At 54.5% G+C, this 17,440-nt stretch carries 17 protein-coding genes; 15 read left to right on the top strand and 2 right to left on the bottom strand.

Features of this window, described 5'->3' with window-relative positions; translation table 11 throughout:
- Positions 1-6 precede the first annotated feature (6 nt).
- The 15 genes from BW686_RS09315 (at position 7) to BW686_RS26450 (ending at position 14,515) form a co-directional block, all read left to right on the top strand.
- Positions 7-798, top strand: coding sequence for a ParA family protein (locus tag BW686_RS09315; RefSeq protein ID WP_005894826.1), 792 nt, complete (start codon positions 7-9; stop codon positions 796-798).
- A 9-nt stretch (positions 799-807) separates the two neighbouring features.
- Positions 808-1,680, top strand: coding sequence for a ParB/RepB/Spo0J family partition protein (locus BW686_RS09310; RefSeq protein ID WP_084916033.1), 873 nt, complete (start codon positions 808-810; stop codon positions 1,678-1,680).
- Between the two features lie 146 nt (positions 1,681-1,826).
- Positions 1,827-2,234 carry a F0F1 ATP synthase subunit I gene (locus BW686_RS09305; RefSeq protein WP_084916032.1) on the top strand — a complete coding sequence of 136 codons (408 nt, stop codon included), beginning with the start codon at positions 1,827-1,829 and terminating at the stop codon, positions 2,232-2,234.
- A gap of 16 nt (positions 2,235-2,250) precedes the next feature.
- Positions 2,251-3,120: a F0F1 ATP synthase subunit A gene (gene atpB / locus BW686_RS09300; protein WP_005894832.1), complete on the top strand. Its 870-nt coding sequence runs from the start codon at positions 2,251-2,253 to the stop codon at positions 3,118-3,120.
- Positions 3,121-3,258: 138 nt separating this feature from the next.
- Positions 3,259-3,516, top strand: coding sequence for a F0F1 ATP synthase subunit C (gene atpE, locus BW686_RS09295; RefSeq protein ID WP_002555987.1), 258 nt, complete (start codon positions 3,259-3,261; stop codon positions 3,514-3,516).
- 57 nt (positions 3,517-3,573) lie between these two features.
- Positions 3,574-4,044 carry a F0F1 ATP synthase subunit B gene (locus tag BW686_RS09290; RefSeq protein ID WP_024647532.1) on the top strand — a complete coding sequence of 157 codons (471 nt, stop codon included), beginning with the start codon at positions 3,574-3,576 and terminating at the stop codon, positions 4,042-4,044.
- Positions 4,045-4,056: 12 nt separating this feature from the next.
- Positions 4,057-4,593 (top strand): F0F1 ATP synthase subunit delta, encoded by a 537-nt coding sequence (locus BW686_RS09285; RefSeq protein WP_007252348.1) that lies wholly within the window; start codon positions 4,057-4,059, stop codon positions 4,591-4,593.
- Positions 4,594-4,614: 21 nt separating this feature from the next.
- Positions 4,615-6,159, top strand: a complete 1,545-nt coding sequence (gene atpA / locus BW686_RS09280; protein ID WP_003377895.1) for a F0F1 ATP synthase subunit alpha — start codon at positions 4,615-4,617, stop codon at positions 6,157-6,159.
- Positions 6,160-6,209: 50 nt separating this feature from the next.
- Positions 6,210-7,070, top strand: coding sequence for a F0F1 ATP synthase subunit gamma (gene atpG, locus BW686_RS09275; protein ID WP_084916031.1), 861 nt, complete (start codon positions 6,210-6,212; stop codon positions 7,068-7,070).
- A gap of 27 nt (positions 7,071-7,097) precedes the next feature.
- Complete coding sequence (gene atpD, locus BW686_RS09270; RefSeq protein WP_002555982.1) at positions 7,098-8,477, top strand: F0F1 ATP synthase subunit beta; 1,380 nt, start codon at positions 7,098-7,100, stop codon at positions 8,475-8,477.
- 44 nt (positions 8,478-8,521) lie between these two features.
- Complete coding sequence (locus tag BW686_RS09265; RefSeq protein WP_084916030.1) at positions 8,522-8,947, top strand: F0F1 ATP synthase subunit epsilon; 426 nt, start codon at positions 8,522-8,524, stop codon at positions 8,945-8,947.
- 125 nt (positions 8,948-9,072) lie between these two features.
- Positions 9,073-10,440: a bifunctional UDP-N-acetylglucosamine diphosphorylase/glucosamine-1-phosphate N-acetyltransferase GlmU gene (gene glmU, locus BW686_RS09260; protein WP_084916029.1), complete on the top strand. Its 1,368-nt coding sequence runs from the start codon at positions 9,073-9,075 to the stop codon at positions 10,438-10,440.
- A gap of 313 nt (positions 10,441-10,753) precedes the next feature.
- Positions 10,754-11,521, top strand: coding sequence for a DeoR/GlpR family DNA-binding transcription regulator (locus BW686_RS09255; protein ID WP_084916028.1), 768 nt, complete (start codon positions 10,754-10,756; stop codon positions 11,519-11,521).
- Positions 11,522-11,530: 9 nt separating this feature from the next.
- The gene (gene glmS / locus BW686_RS09250; protein WP_084916027.1) at positions 11,531-13,366 is read left to right on the top strand and encodes a glutamine--fructose-6-phosphate transaminase (isomerizing); all 1,836 of its coding nucleotides are present in this window, start codon (positions 11,531-11,533) and stop codon (positions 13,364-13,366) included.
- A 210-nt stretch (positions 13,367-13,576) separates the two neighbouring features.
- Entirely contained in the window at positions 13,577-14,515 is a 939-nt protein-coding gene (locus BW686_RS26450) for a TniQ family protein (RefSeq protein WP_143514178.1), read from the top strand.
- A gap of 129 nt (positions 14,516-14,644) precedes the next feature.
- On the opposite strand, the gene BW686_RS09240 is transcribed toward BW686_RS26450, so the two are convergent.
- Both BW686_RS09240 and BW686_RS09235 read right to left on the bottom strand, forming a co-directional pair.
- Entirely contained in the window at positions 14,645-15,157 is a 513-nt protein-coding gene (locus BW686_RS09240) for an HAD domain-containing protein (protein WP_084916025.1), read from the bottom strand.
- A gap of 157 nt (positions 15,158-15,314) precedes the next feature.
- On the bottom strand, positions 15,315-16,925 hold the full coding sequence (locus tag BW686_RS09235) for a TnsD family Tn7-like transposition protein (RefSeq protein ID WP_084916024.1): 1,611 nt from the start codon (positions 16,923-16,925) through the stop codon (positions 15,315-15,317).
- Positions 16,926-17,440: the final 515 nt, after the last annotated feature.

Here is a 17,440-nt window from a genome sequence, read left to right as displayed (position 1 = left end):
GCAAGAATGGCTAAGGTATTCGCGATAGCGAACCAGAAAGGTGGGGTAGGCAAGACCACCACGTGCATCAACCTCGCCGCGTCACTGGTCGCGACCAAGCGCCGCGTGCTGCTGATCGATCTCGATCCCCAGGGTAATGCGACCATGGGCAGCGGTGTGGATAAACACAACCTTGAAAACTCGGTCTACGACCTGTTGATCGGCGAATGCGATCTGGGCGAGGCCATGCAGTTTTCGGAGCACGGCGGTTATCAGTTGCTGCCGGCCAACCGTGATCTGACGGCGGGCGAAGTGGTCCTGCTCGAAATGCAGATGAAGGAGAGTCGTCTGCGCAACGCGTTGGCGCCTATTCGCGAAAATTACGATTACATCCTGATCGACTGTCCGCCCTCGCTGTCGATGCTAACGCTTAACGCGCTGGTTGCGGCCGATGGCGTGATCATCCCCATGCAATGCGAGTACTTCGCACTGGAAGGTCTCAGCGACCTTGTGGATAACATCAAGCGCATCGGCGAGCTGCTTAACCCGCAGCTGAAAATCGAAGGGCTGCTGCGCACAATGTATGATCCGCGCCTGAGCCTGATCAACGATGTCTCGGCGCAGCTCAAGGAACACTTTGGCGAGCAGCTGTACGACACGGTGATTCCGAGAAACATCAGGCTGGCCGAGGCGCCGAGTTTCGGAATGCCTGTGCTGGCGTATGACAAATCGTCCCGCGGTGCGCTGGCTTATCTGGCCCTGGCAAGTGAACTGGTTCGTCGTCAACGTCGCGGCGCTAAAACCGCTCAGCCAACCTAAGGAATTCCCATGGCCGTCAAGAAACGAGGTCTCGGACGTGGGTTGGACGCACTTCTGAGCAGTCCAACCGTCAGTTCGCTGGAAGAGCAGGCCGTCAAGGCTCCGCCAAGTGAGTTGCAGCATGTGCCGCTGGACCTGATCCAGCGCGGCAAATACCAGCCGCGCCGTGACATGGACCCGCAGGCGCTGGAAGAACTCGCGCAATCGATCAAGTCGCAGGGCGTGATGCAGCCGATCGTGGTTCGTCCCATCGGTGACAACCGTTTTGAAATCATCGCCGGTGAACGTCGCTGGCGGGCGAGCCAACAGGCGGGTGTCGAGACGATTCCGGCGATGGTTCGTGATGTACCGGACGAAACCGCCATTGCGATGGCGTTGATCGAGAACATTCAGCGCGAAGACCTGAACCCGATCGAAGAAGCCATGGCGTTGCAGCGCTTGCAGCAGGAGTTTCAACTGACCCAGCAGCAGGTGGCAGATGCCGTCGGCAAGTCGCGCGTCAGTGTGGCCAACCTGTTGCGCCTGATTGCCTTGCCTGAAGCCATCAAGACCATGCTGTCTCATGGCGACCTCGAAATGGGTCACGCCCGTGCGTTGCTCGGCCTGGGTGAAGATCGACAGGTCGAAGGGGCGCGACACGTTGTCGCACGCGGGCTGACCGTACGCCAGACTGAAGCACTGGTCAGGCAGTGGCTGAGTGGCAAGCCTGAGGCAGCAGAACCGGCCAAGGCAGATCCCGACATCAGCCGGCTCGAACAGCGCCTGGCCGAGCGTTTGGGCTCCGCGGTGCAAATTCGTCACGGACAGAAGGGCAAGGGGCAACTGGTGATCCGTTACAACTCGCTCGACGAGCTTCAAGGGGTGCTTGCCCACATCCGCTGAAACAATTGCTCTGTAGCGTATAGTCGGAAATCACTACCCGACTGTTGAATAGGGGCCGAACCGCCCCTATACTCTGCGCGCATTTTGTCGGCACAAATTATGCCAAGTTATTGATTATGGCGACCGACATGAAAGGAGCAATTGCGATGGAATCCCGCATGCCAGACCGCTTGCCGTTCTATCGCCTGGCGGTTTTTCCGTTATTGCTCGCTCAATTGATCGTGCTGCTCGTGGCCTCATTGGTGCTGTGGCAGTGGCAAGGGGTCGTGGCGGGATACTCGGGACTCTGCGGAGGCCTGATTGCCTGGCTACCCAATTTATACTTTGCTCACAAGGCATTCCGGTTTTCCGGGGCCAGAGCAGCGCAAGCCATTGTCCGGTCGTTCTACGCCGGCGAGGCAGGCAAACTGATTTTCACGGCAGTGCTTTTTGCATTGACGTTCGCAGGTGTGAAGCCATTGGCGCCGCTGGCTGTATTCGGCGTGTTCATGTTGATCCAGGTGGTCAACTGGTTCGCTCCCCTGCTTACGAGAACAAGACTTTCGAGACCTTAGGGCGTTTGAGGCAACCATGGCAGAGCAAACAGCTTCGGGCTATATCCAGCACCACTTGCAGAACCTGACATTCGGGCACCTGCCCAATGGCGAATGGGGCTTTGCCCACACCGCAGCAGAAGCCAAGGAAATGGGTTTCTGGGCTTTCCACGTCGATACCCTCGGCTGGTCGGTTGCGTTGGGTCTGATCTTCGTTCTGATCTTCCGCATGGCGGCCAAGAAGGCAACTTCCGGTCAGCCGGGCGCGCTGCAGAACTTCGTAGAGGTTCTGGTCGAGTTCGTCGACGGCAGCGTGAAAGACAGTTTCCACGGTCGCAGCGCGGTAATCGCGCCACTGGCCCTGACCATTTTCGTCTGGGTCTTCCTGATGAACGCGGTCGATCTGGTACCGGTGGACTGGATTCCACAACTGGCGATGCTGATCTCGGGCGACGAACACATTCCGTTCCGTGCCGTTCCGACCACTGACCCGAACGCGACCCTGGGCATGGCCCTGTCGGTATTTGCGTTGATCATTTTCTACAGCATCAAGGTCAAAGGCATCGGTGGCTTCATCGGCGAACTGACCCTTCACCCGTTCGCGAGCAAGAATATTCTCGTGCAGGCCCTGTTGATCCCGGTCAACTTTCTGCTGGAATTCGTGACGCTGATCGCCAAGCCGATTTCTCTGGCACTGCGTCTGTTCGGCAACATGTATGCTGGCGAGCTGGTCTTCATTCTGATCGCCGTGATGTTCGGCAGCGGTCTGCTGTGGCTCAGCGGTCTGGGTGTAGTGCTGCAGTGGGCGTGGGCTGTGTTCCACATCCTGATCATCACCCTGCAAGCGTTCATCTTCATGATGCTGACCATCGTCTACCTGTCGATGGCTCACGAAGATAACCATTGAGATTCGTCTCAGGACGTATCTGATGACTGCCTCGCCATCGGCGAGGCAGTGCCCGCAAGGGCTGATGTAAAAATGATTTTGTTTTACCGCTTCAATTAATAAAACCTAACCAATACGACGTAAAAGTCGGGAGGAAAGATGGAAACTGTAGTTGGTCTAACCGCTATCGCTGTTGCACTGTTGATCGGCCTGGGCGCACTGGGTACTGCAATCGGTTTCGGCCTGTTGGGCGGCAAGTTCCTGGAAGGCGCTGCGCGTCAACCGGAAATGGTTCCAATGCTGCAAGTTAAAATGTTCATCGTTGCGGGCCTGCTCGACGCCGTGACCATGATCGGTGTTGGTATCGCTCTGTTTTTCACCTTTGCGAACCCCTTCGTTGGTCAACTCGCTGGCTGATCACTCGACTTTTCGAGTTGATTGGTGTGATGGACAACGAACGAGCGAGGTGTTGGCGTGAACATTAATGCAACCCTGATTGGTCAGTCCGTTGCGTTCTTCATCTTTGTGCTGTTCTGCATGAAGTACGTGTGGCCTCCGGTCATCGCTGCTTTGCACGAACGTCAGAAGAAGATCGCGGATGGACTGGACGCTGCTTCCCGAGCAGCTCGCGACCTGGAGTTGGCCCAAGACAAAGTGGGTCAACAACTGCGCGAAGCTAAGGCTCAAGCAGCCGAGATCATTGAGCAAGCCAAGAAACGCGGTACTCAGATTGTCGACGAGGCCCGTGAAACGGCACGCGTTGAAGCTGACCGTGTGAAGGCTCAGGCTCAGGCCGAGATCGAGCAGGAACTGAACAGCGTCAAAGACGCCTTGCGCGCCCAGTTGGGTAGCCTGGCAGTCAATGGTGCCGAGAAGATCCTGGGTGCCACAATCGATCAAAACGCGCACGCGGAGCTGGTTAACAAACTGGCTGCTGAAATTTAAGCGAGGGCGATCATGGCAGAACTGACCACGTTGGCCCGACCTTACGCGAAGGCGGCCTTCGAGCATGCGCAGGCCCACCAGCAACTGGCCAATTGGTCAGCCATGCTCGGCCTGGCTGCTGCGGTGTCGCAAGACGACACCATGCAGCGCATGCTCAAGGCCCCGCGACTGACGAGCGCACAAAAGGCCACCACTTTTATTGAAGTGTGTGGCGACAAGTTCGATGCCAAGGCACAGAATTTCATCCATGTCGTTGCTGAAAACGACCGTCTCCCGCTTTTGCCGGAGATCGCCGAACTGTTCGACCTGTACAAGGCCGAGCAGGAAAAATCGGTCGATGTGGATGTCACCAGTGCTTTTGCATTGAACCAAGAACAGCAAGACAAACTCGCCAAGGTTCTCAGTGCACGGCTCGGCCGGGAAGTGCGCCTGCATGCTGCGGAGGATGCCTCTCTCATAGGGGGTGTCGTAATCCGCGCCGGCGACCTGGTTATCGATGGCTCAGTTCGCGGCAAAATCGCGCAACTAGCCGAAGCATTGAAATCTTGAGTTTGAAGGGGCAGCAGAGCAATGCAGCAACTCAATCCTTCCGAAATAAGTGAAATCATCAAGGGTCGCATCGACAAGCTCGATGTAACCTCCCAAGCCCGTAACGAAGGCACAGTCGTCAGCGTATCTGACGGCATCGTGCGGATTCACGGTCTGGCCGACGTAATGTACGGCGAGATGATCGAGTTTCCGGGCGGCGTCTACGGTATGGCGCTGAACCTTGAGCAAGACTCCGTAGGTGCCGTTGTACTGGGCGCTTACACGACTCTGGCTGAAGGCATGAGCGCCAAGTGTACTGGCCGCATCCTCGAGGTTCCGGTGGGTAAGGAACTGCTGGGTCGCGTTGTCGATGCACTGGGTAATCCAGTTGACGGCAAAGGTCCGCTGAACAACACCGAGACCGATGCGGTCGAGAAAGTTGCTCCAGGCGTGATCTGGCGTAAGTCGGTAGACCAGCCTGTACAGACTGGCTACAAGGCTGTCGATGCCATGATTCCTGTCGGCCGTGGCCAGCGTGAGCTGATCATCGGTGACCGTCAGATCGGTAAGACCGCTCTGGCCATCGACGCAATCATCAACCAGAAGAACAGCGGCATCTTCTGCGTCTACGTAGCCATTGGTCAGAAGCAATCGACCATTGCCAACGTTGTTCGCAAGCTCGAAGAAAACGGCGCCTTGGCTAACACCATCGTCGTGGCTGCAAGTGCTTCCGAATCCGCTGCGCTGCAATTCCTTGCACCGTACTCGGGTTGCACCATGGGTGAATTCTTCCGCGACCGCGGTGAAGACGCGCTGATCGTTTATGACGATCTGTCCAAGCAAGCAGTGGCTTACCGCCAGATTTCCCTGCTGCTGCGCCGTCCGCCAGGCCGTGAAGCTTACCCGGGCGACGTGTTCTATCTCCACTCCCGTCTGCTGGAGCGCGCATCGCGTGTTTCCGAAGAGTACGTAGAGAAGTTCACCAACGGCGCAGTGACCGGCAAAACCGGTTCCCTGACCGCACTGCCGATCATCGAAACCCAGGCTGGCGACGTTTCCGCGTTCGTTCCGACCAACGTGATTTCCATCACCGACGGTCAGATCTTCCTGGAATCGGCCATGTTCAACTCCGGCATCCGTCCGGCTGTGAACGCCGGTGTTTCGGTATCCCGTGTGGGTGGTGCCGCTCAGACCAAGATCATCAAGAAGCTCTCCGGTGGTATCCGTACCGCTCTGGCTCAGTACCGTGAACTGGCGGCATTCGCCCAGTTTGCTTCTGACCTGGACGAAGCGACCCGTAAGCAACTTGAGCATGGTCAGCGCGTTACCGAGCTGATGAAGCAGAAGCAATACGCACCAATGTCAATCGCTGACATGGCGCTGTCGCTGTATGCCGCTGAGCGTGGGTTCCTGACTGACGTCGAAATCGCCAAGATCGGTAGCTTTGAACAAGCGCTGATTGCTTACTTCAACCGCGATCACGCCGATTTGATGGCGAAGATCAACGTGAAGGGTGACTTCAATGACGAGATCGATGCTGGCATGAAAGCCGGTATCGAGAAGTTCAAGGCCACCCAAACCTGGTAAGCCGCAGCGGGGGCCGCAAGGCTCCCGCTTGCTAACCTGATAGGTGTTACATGGCAGGCGCAAAAGAGATTCGCAGCAAGATTGCGAGCATCAAAAGCACGCAAAAGATCACCAGCGCCATGGAAAAAGTGGCGGTCAGCAAAATGCGCAAGGCTCAAATGCGCATGGCTGCTAGCCGTCCTTACGCGGAGCGCATTCGTCAGGTGATTGGTCATCTGGCAAACGCCAACCCGGAGTATCGCCACCCGTTCATGATCGAGCGCACAGTCAAGCGTGTCGGTTATGTCGTTGTGAGCAGTGACCGTGGTCTGTGTGGTGGCTTGAATACCAACCTGTTCAAGACTTTGGTCAAGGACATGGCGGTGAACCGTGAAAACGGTGTAGAGATCGATCTGTGCGTGGTCGGCAGCAAAGGTGCGGCATTTTTCCGCAACTTCGGCGGTAACGTCGTCGCTGCGATCAGCCACCTGGGCGAAGAGCCGTCGATCAATGATTTGATCGGCAGCGTCAAGGTGATGCTGGATGCCTACCTGGATGGCCGTATTGATCGCCTGTCCGTGGTATCCAACAAGTTCATCAACACCATGACCCAGCAACCCACAGTGGAGCAATTGATTCCGCTGGTGGCAACCCCGGATCAAGGGCTCAAGCACCACTGGGACTATCTCTACGAACCCGACGCCAAAGAGCTGCTAGACGGCCTGATGGTTCGCTACGTGGAATCGCAGGTGTACCAGGCGGTGGTCGAGAACAACGCAGCTGAACAAGCAGCGCGGATGATCGCGATGAAGAACGCCACAGACAACGCCGGTGATTTGATCAGCGATTTGCAGTTGATCTACAACAAGGCGCGTCAGGCAGCGATCACCCAAGAGATCTCGGAAATCGTCGGCGGCGCTGCCGCGGTTTAACGGTTCAAATATTAGAGGAACCAGCTAATGAGTAGCGGACGTATCGTTCAAATCATCGGCGCCGTGATCGACGTGGAATTCCCACGCGATAGCGTACCGAGTATCTACAACGCGCTGGAAGTTCAAAGCGCGGCAGGAACCACCCTGGAAGTTCAGCAGCAGCTGGGCGACGGCGTGGTTCGCACCATTGCGATGGGCTCCACCGAGGGCTTGAAGCGTGGTCTGGAAGTAACAGACTCTGGCGCAGCCATTTCCGTACCGGTCGGTAAAGCGACGCTGGGCCGGATCATGGACGTGCTGGGCAACCCGATCGACGAAGCCGGTCCGATTGCCACTGAAGAACGCTGGGGCATTCACCGTCCTGCACCGTCCTTCGCTGAGCAAGCGGGCGGCAACGACCTTCTGGAAACCGGCATCAAGGTTATCGACCTGGTCTGCCCGTTCGCCAAAGGCGGTAAAGTCGGTCTGTTCGGTGGTGCCGGTGTCGGCAAGACCGTAAACATGATGGAACTGATCCGTAACATCGCCATCGAGCACAGCGGTTATTCCGTGTTCGCCGGTGTGGGTGAGCGTACTCGTGAGGGTAACGACTTCTACCACGAGATGAAGGATTCCAACGTTCTGGACAAAGTGGCACTGGTTTACGGTCAGATGAACGAGCCGCCGGGTAACCGTCTGCGCGTAGCACTGACCGGCCTGACCATGGCCGAGAAGTTCCGTGACGAAGGTAACGACGTTCTGCTGTTCGTCGACAACATCTATCGTTACACCCTGGCCGGTACTGAAGTATCCGCACTGCTGGGCCGTATGCCTTCCGCAGTAGGTTACCAGCCGACCCTGGCTGAAGAGATGGGCACGCTGCAAGAGCGCATCACTTCCACCAAGAACGGTTCGATCACCTCGATCCAGGCTGTATACGTACCCGCGGATGACTTGACTGACCCGTCGCCAGCGACCACGTTTGCCCACTTGGACGCCACCGTCGTACTGTCCCGTGACATCGCCTCCCTGGGTATCTACCCGGCGGTAGACCCACTGGACTCGACTTCGCGCCAGCTGGACCCGAACGTCATTGGCCAGGAACACTACGACACCGCTCGCGGCGTTCAGTACGTGTTGCAGCGCTACAAAGAGCTGAAAGACATCATCGCGATCCTGGGTATGGACGAGCTGTCGGAGACCGACAAGCAGTTGGTTAACCGTGCTCGTAAGATCCAGCGCTTCCTGTCCCAGCCTTTCTTCGTGGCAGAAGTCTTCACCGGTGCTTCGGGTAAATACGTTTCCCTGAAAGACACCATTGCTGGCTTCAAAGGCATCCTCAACGGTGACTACGACCACCTGCCAGAACAAGCGTTCTACATGGTTGGCGGCATCGAAGAAGCGATCGAGAAAGCCAAGAAACTGTAATCCCGGCGCCCGGAAACGGGCGCTAATTAGGTTGAGGCAAGCAAATGGCTATGACAGTCCATTGCGACATCGTCAGCGCGGAAGGGGAAATCTTCTCCGGTCTGGTCGAGATGGTGATTGCGCACGGCAACCTGGGTGATATCGGTATCGCTCCAGGCCACGCGCCGCTGATCACTAATCTGAAGCCGGGCCCGATCCGCTTGATCAAGCAGGGTGGGGAAGCGGAGGTGTTTTACATTTCCGGTGGTTTCCTTGAGGTTCAGCCGAACATGGTCAAGGTGCTTGCCGACACTGTGCAACGTGCTGCCGACCTGGACGAAGCTTCTGCTCAGGCTGCCGTATCGGCTGCCGAGAAGGCCCTGAACGAAAAAGGCGCAGATTTCGATTACGGATCTGCCACTGCTCGTCTGGCCGAGGCTGCAGCTCAGCTGCGCACCGTTCAGCAAATTCGCAAGAAGTTTGGCGGCTAACCCCGCTGGCTCCTGTGCGCGATTGAGAAAAAGGGTAGCTTCGGCTACCCTTTTTCTTTTTTCAGATTTCCCCTTTCAAGACAGCCCGCCCTTGGCCCGGTTGCCGCTCAGTTGGTAGTCCTATCATGTCTCTCGATATCGTTATTCTCGCTGCTGGCCAAGGTACCCGGATGCGTTCGGCCCTGCCGAAAGTTCTGCACCCTGTCGCGGGCAATTCCATGCTAGGTCATGTTATCCACAGCGCACGTCAGTTATCCCCAGTCGGAATACATGTGGTGATCGGTCATGGGGCGGATGCTGTGCGTGATCGTCTGGCAGCCGATGACCTGAATTTCGTGATGCAAGACAGGCAACTGGGCACTGGCCACGCTGTGGCTCAGGCTTTGCCAGCGCTAACGGCTGAAACCGTGCTGATTCTGTACGGCGATGTGCCGTTGATCGAGGTAGAAACACTCCAGCGCCTGCTCAAGCTTGTAACGCCACAGCAACTGGGCCTGCTGACCGTGACGCTGGATGATCCTACGGGTTACGGTCGTATTGTTCGCGATGATCAGCAGCGTGTCTGTGCCATCGTCGAGCACAAGGATGCCACCGATGCGCAGAAGGCCATCACCGAAGGCAACACTGGCATTCTCGCGGTGCCTGCCATGCATCTGGAGGACTGGCTCGGACGCTTGTCCAACAACAACGCCCAGGGTGAGTACTACCTGACGGACGTGATCGCGATGGCGGTGAATGACGGTCTGATGGTTGCCACCGAACAGCCGCACGATGCGATGGAAGTGCAGGGAGCCAATGATCGCAAACAGTTGTCGGAGCTGGAGCGTCATTATCAGTTGCGTGAAGCACGGCGTTTGATGGCAGCCGGCGTTACCTTGCGTGACCCATCGCGATTCGACGTACGCGGCGACGTCAGTGTCGGGCGGGACGTGCTGATCGACATCAACGTGATCCTCGAGGGCAAGGTGGTCATCGAAGACGATGTGGTGATCGGTCCTAACTGCGTCATCAAGGACAGCACCTTGCGTAAGGGTGTGATTGTCAAAGCCAACAGCCATATTGATGGCGCAGTGCTGGGCGAGGGCAGCGACGCGGGTCCGTTTGCACGGCTGCGGCCCGGCAGCGTGCTGGGTGCCAAGGCGCATGTGGGTAACTTTGTCGAACTCAAAAATGCGAACCTGGGCGAAGGTGCCAAGGTTGGTCATCTTACGTATCTGGGTGATGCCGAAGTGGGTGCGCGTACCAACGTCGGTGCTGGTACGATCACCTGCAACTACGATGGGGCCAACAAGCACAAGACGACGTTGGGTGCTGACGTGTTCATCGGTTCGAACAATTCGCTGGTTGCGCCTGTGGATATCTCTGATGGTGCAACCACGGCAGCCGGTTCGACCATCACTCAAAACATTCCGGCTGAACAACTCGGCGTGGCCCGCGCCCGCCAGCGCAACATTGAAGGCTGGAAGCGGCCGGTAAAAATCAAGAAAGACTGAGTTATCCACAGTCCGAAGAATTGTAGGAGCGGAGTCGTCCGCGAAGGCTTTCTCATGCCATAGAATCTTGGGATAGCCTTCGCGGACAAGTCCGCTCCCACCAAATGCATTCCGGTGGGCCTGTGTATAACTCTGGACACTAAGCACCGGCGCCAAGAGCTAAGAGAATTTCTCTTCACGCGCCTGGTGTGCATTCCACAAAAACACGCAGTGCAGGACCATAAGGTATCGCCTCACACCCAAACCTTGACCCAATCCTAAAAATAGGTTTTGATTGCCTTCGTTATCTTTCGAATCGAAACTTAAGGTCGTCATGTCGAAGCGCAATACGCCACAACGCCGTCACAACATTCTTGCCTTGCTCAATGAGCAGGGTGAAGTGAGTGTTGACGATCTGGCCAAGCGTTTTGAAACTTCAGAAGTTACGATTCGAAAGGATCTGGCCGCACTTGAAACCAACGGGTTGTTGCTGCGCCGCTACGGTGGTGCAGTGCCATTGCCCCACGAGCTTATCAACGACAGCAGCCAGCCGATTTCCCGATACAAGCAGGCCATCGCGCGGGCGGCAGTCTTGAGGATTCGTGAACATGCTCGAATCATCGTAGACAGTGGTAGCACTACCGCTTCGTTGATCCCCGAATTGGGCCAGCAGCCGGGTCTGGTGGTCATGACCAACTCCCTGCACGTGGCGCGCGCCCTCACGGATCTGGAGCATGAGCCTGTACTGCTGATGACGGGCGGAACATGGGACCCGCACTCCGAATCCTTTCAGGGCCAGGTCGCCGAGCAGGTGCTGCGCTCTTATGACTTCGATCAACTGTTCATCGGTGCAGACGGCATTGATCTGGTCCGTGGCACCACGACCTTCAACGAACTACTGGGGTTGAGCCGGGTCATGGCTGAAGTCGCCCGGGAAGTCGTGGTCATGGTCGAGGCCGACAAGGTCGGTCGCAAAATTCCCAATCTGGAGCTGCCCTGGAGCAGCATCCATACCCTTATTACTGATGATCGCCTGTCTATCGAGGCACGCGAACAGATACAAGCCCGCGGCATCACATTGATTTGCGCCGCTGTCAGCTAGGAGAAAACCATGTGTGGAATAGTCGGCGCCGTTGCTGAACGTAATATCACGGCCATTTTGCTCGAAGGCCTCAAGCGTCTTGAATACCGGGGCTATGACAGCGCAGGCGTGGCTGTTTTCAGTAACGAAGGCATCCTTGAGCGCCGTCGTCGCTCCGGCAAGGTCAGTGAACTTGAGCAGGCGCTGGCAGGCGAGCCGCTGGCTGGACGTCTCGGCATCGCTCACACCCGCTGGGCTACTCACGGTGCGCCGTGCGAGCGCAATGCTCACCCACACTTTTCGGCGGACGAGCTGGCAGTTGTCCACAACGGCATCATCGAAAACCACGAAGCCCTGCGCGAACAACTCAAAGCGCTGGGTTACGTGTTCGTGTCCGATACCGACACCGAAGTCATCGTTCACCTGCTGCACCACAAACTCAAGGACACGCCTGACCTGGCGGTTGCCCTGAAGGCGGCTGTAAAAGAACTTCACGGTGCCTACGGTCTGGCAGTCATCAGCGCTGCACAACCTGATCGTCTGCTGGCCGCCCGCAGTGGCAGCCCGCTGGTGATCGGCATGGGCCTCGGTGAAAACTTCCTGGCTTCTGACCAACTGGCGCTGCGTCAGGTGACCGACCGCTTCATGTATCTGGAAGAGGGTGATATCGCCGAGATCCGGCGCGACAGCGTGCAGATCTGGACCGTGGACGGTCTGCCGGTCGAACGCGAGGTTGTGCAATACCACGAAGGTGCGGAAGCCGCCGACAAAGGCGAATACCGTCACTTCATGCTCAAGGAAATCCACGAGCAGCCCAAGGTCGTGCAGCGCACGCTTGAAGGCCGTCTGGGTCAGCAGCAGGTGTTGGTGCATGCATTTGGTCCACAGGCTGCCGAGCTGTTCGCCAAGGTCCGCAATGTTCAGATCGTCGCGTGTGGCACCAGCTATCACGCTGGCATGGTCGCGCGTTACTGGCTTGAAGGCCTGGCCGGCATTCCATGCCAGGTGGAAGTGGCCAGCGAATTCCGCTACCGCAAGGTTGTTGTCCAGCCGGATACCTTGTTTGTTTCGATCTCGCAATCCGGCGAAACCGCTGACACGCTGGCCGCACTGCGCAACGCCAAAGAACTGGGCTTTCTGGCCAGCCTGGCGATCTGCAACGTGGGCATCAGCTCGCTGGTGCGTGAATCCGACCTGACCCTGTTGACCCAGGCCGGTCCGGAAATCGGCGTGGCATCGACCAAGGCCTTCACCACGCAACTGGTCGCCTTGCTGCTGCTGACCCTGTCGCTGGGTCAAGTGAAAGGCTCATTGGAGCAGGGCGTCGAAGCGCAACTGGTCGAAGAACTGCGTCGCCTGCCAACCCGCTTGGGCGAAGCCCTGGCAATGGACGGCACCGTCGAGAAAGTCGCCGAACTGTTCGCCGAGAAACACCACACCCTGTTCCTCGGGCGTGGCGCGCAATTCCCTGTCGCAATGGAAGGCGCCCTCAAGCTCAAGGAAATATCCTACATCCACGCCGAAGCCTACCCGGCCGGCGAACTCAAACACGGCCCGCTGGCGCTGGTCGATGCCGACATGCCGGTCGTCACCGTCGCACCGAACAATGAACTGCTGGAAAAACTCAAATCCAACCTGCAGGAAGTCCGCGCACGTGGCGGCGAGCTGATCGTCTTCGCTGACGAGCAAGCCGGCATGAAAAACGGCGAAGGCACCCACGTCATCGCCATGCCGCACATCATCGACGCGTTGGCACCAATTCTCTACACCATTCCGTTACAGCTGCTTTCGTACTACGTGGCGGTGTTGAAAGGGACAGATGTTGACCAGCCGAGGAATCTGGCGAAGTCAGTGACGGTGGAGTGAGTTATCCACAGGGGACGAAACTTTGGTTTTTGAGAATTAAAACTGTCGCTTGTGAATTAAATCTGTCGCAGGTTTCTCCAAAAATAGGCTCTCGCCCCATCACTTAGACAGTCCTCTTTACCTCTCGGGGTCCGTTCGCTTCGCTGACGACGTGACGGACCCTATTCGCTTTGTTAGATACCGACTAGCTGTACCTGAGCTAAAAATCTTATGCGGCCGAAAATCCAACCCAATGAGTCACTTCGTTCTTATATCGAACGCAGCATATTTTTGAGTTTTGGCCACCCTGAAAAAATATTCAGCGATGCATCCAAATTTGCGATGAAGAATAGAAATGTTAGAGCAATTGCGGATTATCTCGGTTGGGGTGGATGCTACGGGTTCAATTGGCTAATCCATAGTCACACTAGTTATCCGCTAAAAGCTTTATTCAAAAGCGATATTGCGGACTTTTCTTATTCTGGTACAAAATTTGAACTTCACAATAATTTTATAGAGAATGAAGAGAGGAGGCCTGCGTTTTGTCCGAGTTGTGTTAAAGACGACATGAAAAAGTATGGATTCTCCTACTGGAGGCGCATACCCGAGTTTATAAACGTCTGCGCTACTCATAAGATAACACTTGTAGTTGATTGTCCATTTTGCGGCGTAGCACTTTCTGAGCATGGCGCTGGTAGGGGATTTCGGTCTATGTGGGAAGGCTGCAATGGTCGAAAATTTTCGGACATAGACTCGATCAGTATCTCGGAAAAAGATGAAATAAAAGCCGCCATGATATACGAAGAGATATGTTTATATGAATATTGTCTTCCCAAGCTATTGGTTTACGACGTAATTCTTAAACGGCTTGTCCATGAAATGACATCCTCGCAGCTGCAGCATGTATCTTTTGGTTTTTATATTGATGACCTTAAAAAATCATCGGAAAGGCTTCAAAGGGGTAAGCAATACAAGCATGATGGTGAGGGGATAAGTCTATTTATATTTGACTGTATAGTTTTAGGTTTCGAGAGTTTCACAGATTTTATTGCAGAAGTTCGAAAGTTTGGATATGAGTTGCATCATATAAAAAAGTATATGTCGATCTGTCGCGACAAGACTTCAGCTCCGAGCAGATATAGAATAGGGGGTAGTCGTCGTCTTCGGTAGGCCAGAGGTGCATATATAAGACGTCCTTGTGAAAAATTGTATTCTGCTATGCATAACAAACGGTCTTCACCTTACCATAGCCTTAATTATTGCTAATGATGATTTTTTTGAACTGACATAGCCTAATGCCTAAGCTTCTGAAACCACTTCAGCCAATCGCTTTTCAAGAGCGCGCAATGTCGATGCTTCTCCCAATCCTTTATTTGAGTCACACAAGATAAGGTGATGTCCTGCGACAGCTGGCCAACCTTCCGCGTCATCGTCTATCGAAATCCAACTACGAAGGTGGCCCCGTGATGCATATCGGCTGATTTGCTCATACCTGCTCCGACTATCCCATGGATTATCATCCGCCCAAGTTTTTGCCATTGAGCTATGCCAAGTGGCTCCCACTACTCGCGAGCTTAAGGCAGTCGAAAGGTAATTTTTTGCTCGCTTGAACCCCAAGTGACGAACCCAACTGGTGCTCAAAACCAGCGAGACGGAAGGAAATTGCTCCAAAACGTTCTCTAGATTGGGTGCCCACATAAAGAGCTCACCCTCGTTGCGAAGGATCGGGCCACTGCTTGAGAGATAAACAGCGTCAGGATGGAGTACGCCGTCAAAGTCTAGAAAAAGTACATGGTGTTTAGCTGTCAGCATGGCATGCTATCACTCGGTCATTGATATATTTCAAAAAATTGATTTCACGGTCTACTGGCAACTCGTATGAAACGCTTCCTACGCTCGCCCACCTGGCGAGCGTGAAACTTGTAAAGTTCTACCATATCCACCTCTACCGCGCTGGCACCTACACTGTTTATAAAGATTCAGCGATAATTTTTTCCAGTAACGCGCGCGTCCTTGGATAGCGTTCTCGCTTCTCGAGTGATCGGAATAATGACGGCACTTCCGAGTAGATATCACGAATTTTTATTTTCAAACCATCTAGTTTTCCATATTTTTCAATTATTTTAGACGTGATCAAGTCAAGCATTTTTTTATCACGTTGCAGCCAATCTACATTTGAGTTATTCCCACAACAGCCGCTGGGCATTTTCTTAGTTTTAGACATTAGCCAAATTCGATCATTTCGATATAACCAGCCATATGCTCTTGGTATTTTCTTTCGTATTTTTTCTGCGCTAAGTTCGGGCCATGCCGCAACTGTACGTATCCACTCTTTTCTGTGCTGCGACAGATTAAACTCAAGTTGCTTTTCAGTCCACAATCGTTGTAACCCCGGCTCTGATCGGAGGATGCGATTAACGGTGCATATAGTAATATTGAATTCATAGCATATCTTTTTTTTATGGTTTCCTTCGCTCAGAAGCTCAACTATATTTTTTCGAATATGAGGCTTAAGTTTCTTTGGTCGTCTAGCAGGGCACTGATTATCGGGTAAAGCTATCTTTAACCTCGAGAGCACTGTGGGTGCACTATTGCTATCAGTAAGGATGCTACCCAGTTCAGCGCGTGTAAAGCTTAAGCGTTCGCAAGCTTCGATAAATGGCGAGAGCCCACCGAATAGCCAGGTAATGAGTGTCAGGTGCTTCAATGGATGAGCGCAGCTACGAGGCTTACGTGTCATCTGAGAAATGAATACAGATGCGGCATGCTGTGTGGTAGGAAGGAGGCTGAGTGGGGTGTAGCCCTGCAACCTTAAGGCATGCTTAAGGAAAGACGCTGTCGCGCCAGTCCGTTCTTTGCGAGAGAACCCCAGTCCTCTCAGAGCTTCCCCGTATGCAGCGCAGACGATCAAAGGGTCGAAACGCGAGGATTTTCCAAACGTCGCAAGCTCTAGTACTGCTGCACCGAAGCCGCAGATCGTAATGTCAGAAGACGCCGGGTGTTTAGATGGCTCCAGCAGCTGCGGGTCAGGAAGCGCCCATCTGAAGCGGCCTGACCATTGACGGTTAACCGTGCTTTCTCGCAACAGTAAACCGTGAGTAGGACATTGAATAACGCCGGGGAACTGATGAGATAGGTGCCAGTAGGCGACTCCATGCGCATTTTGATCCTCAGCGATGCATGCTGTGCATGCTTTCAGTGGATGCTCTGCTCCAAAACCCCCGGTCACTAAGCCAAGGCGATATTTGAGTGACCCTATTGAAGGGCTTTCCATTTTTTTGACTACAGAGTCTATCTGCTCCTTTGACTGAAAAGCATAGAAAAGGGGAAGTATGGTGTGGTCATTAATGATAGATGCGACGTCACCCCAGCAATATTTCACGTCAGCCCTGAGTGCAGAAAAATTCCCAGGAAAATCATGAGTGACCGGACAATGGCCTGAACCGTAGAGCCACGCCAATGTGCTCGACGCGTCCAAGTGACCTAAAAGCCGATGCTGGCGGCTACAGAGGCTAAAGAAGGTCTCATCTTGAAGCCAGCGAAGAAATGCTTTGGGCTCTGACGCGGATAACCTATCCATTGCCCTTATCCCGGTGCAAACGGTATTTTATGCAATTTTTCAGGTTAAAAGGAAATTCGATAAAGCACTAAAGCTTAACGTTTTAATATCATCTTCAGCCTAAAGGTTTCAAACTAAAAATATCTTGATCATAAATGTTCCGTTAAAAGCTCGAACTGTACGTCCCTAGAAGCGTACATATGAAAGACTGTGCCAAGACGCGATTTTTTATTGTAAGAGTCTAATCTACAGAGGTAATATATTCCGTTTCAGTACAGGTATCTCACGCTACAGGTGAGGGATGCCAACCGCTCTTCACAGGACCAAGACGTCCACACAAAAGGGATACTGATGGCATACCGCTGAAAACAACAGAACCCGGCATGGAGGCAGGGGCTCAAGTGCAACCTTGAGCCCCTGTGGGTAAGTCAGATTTGGAAGGCTGACCATCCCATTCTCTATTTCTCGATGTGAGACGTCAAGCCTCGCATGGCCTCGTTCATCCACAGGAATTGCGCGTTATCCACAACGTCGCG

This window comes from Pseudomonas syringae, assembly GCF_002157375.1.
Lineage (GTDB): Bacteria > Pseudomonadota > Gammaproteobacteria > Pseudomonadales > Pseudomonadaceae > Aquipseudomonas > Aquipseudomonas syringae_T.
Note: the sequence above shows the minus strand (reverse complement) of the source record. Positions and strands in the feature narration are given on the sequence as shown.

Excerpts from the sequence above, each read along its gene's own strand:
- BW686_RS09265 (WP_084916030.1), top strand. The coding sequence starts at position 8,522 with ATGGCTATGACAGTCCATTGCGACATCGTCAGCGCGGAAGGGGAAATC.
- BW686_RS09310 (WP_084916033.1), top strand. The coding sequence starts at position 808 with ATGGCCGTCAAGAAACGAGGTCTCGGACGTGGGTTGGACGCACTTCTG.
- atpA (WP_003377895.1), top strand. The coding sequence starts at position 4,615 with ATGCAGCAACTCAATCCTTCCGAAATAAGTGAAATCATCAAGGGTCGC.
- BW686_RS09235 (WP_084916024.1), bottom strand. The coding sequence starts at position 16,925 with ATGGATAGGTTATCCGCGTCAGAGCCCAAAGCATTTCTTCGCTGGCTT.
- glmS (WP_084916027.1), top strand. The coding sequence starts at position 11,531 with ATGTGTGGAATAGTCGGCGCCGTTGCTGAACGTAATATCACGGCCATT.
- BW686_RS09305 (WP_084916032.1), top strand. The coding sequence starts at position 1,827 with ATGGAATCCCGCATGCCAGACCGCTTGCCGTTCTATCGCCTGGCGGTT.
- BW686_RS09285 (WP_007252348.1), top strand. The coding sequence starts at position 4,057 with ATGGCAGAACTGACCACGTTGGCCCGACCTTACGCGAAGGCGGCCTTC.
- atpB (WP_005894832.1), top strand. The coding sequence starts at position 2,251 with ATGGCAGAGCAAACAGCTTCGGGCTATATCCAGCACCACTTGCAGAAC.
- glmU (WP_084916029.1), top strand. The coding sequence starts at position 9,073 with ATGTCTCTCGATATCGTTATTCTCGCTGCTGGCCAAGGTACCCGGATG.
- BW686_RS26450 (WP_143514178.1), top strand. The coding sequence starts at position 13,577 with ATGCGGCCGAAAATCCAACCCAATGAGTCACTTCGTTCTTATATCGAA.
- BW686_RS09315 (WP_005894826.1), top strand. The coding sequence starts at position 7 with ATGGCTAAGGTATTCGCGATAGCGAACCAGAAAGGTGGGGTAGGCAAG.
- atpE (WP_002555987.1), top strand. The coding sequence starts at position 3,259 with ATGGAAACTGTAGTTGGTCTAACCGCTATCGCTGTTGCACTGTTGATC.
- atpD (WP_002555982.1), top strand. The coding sequence starts at position 7,098 with ATGAGTAGCGGACGTATCGTTCAAATCATCGGCGCCGTGATCGACGTG.
- BW686_RS09240 (WP_084916025.1), bottom strand. The coding sequence starts at position 15,157 with ATGCTGACAGCTAAACACCATGTACTTTTTCTAGACTTTGACGGCGTA.
- BW686_RS09255 (WP_084916028.1), top strand. The coding sequence starts at position 10,754 with ATGTCGAAGCGCAATACGCCACAACGCCGTCACAACATTCTTGCCTTG.
- atpG (WP_084916031.1), top strand. The coding sequence starts at position 6,210 with ATGGCAGGCGCAAAAGAGATTCGCAGCAAGATTGCGAGCATCAAAAGC.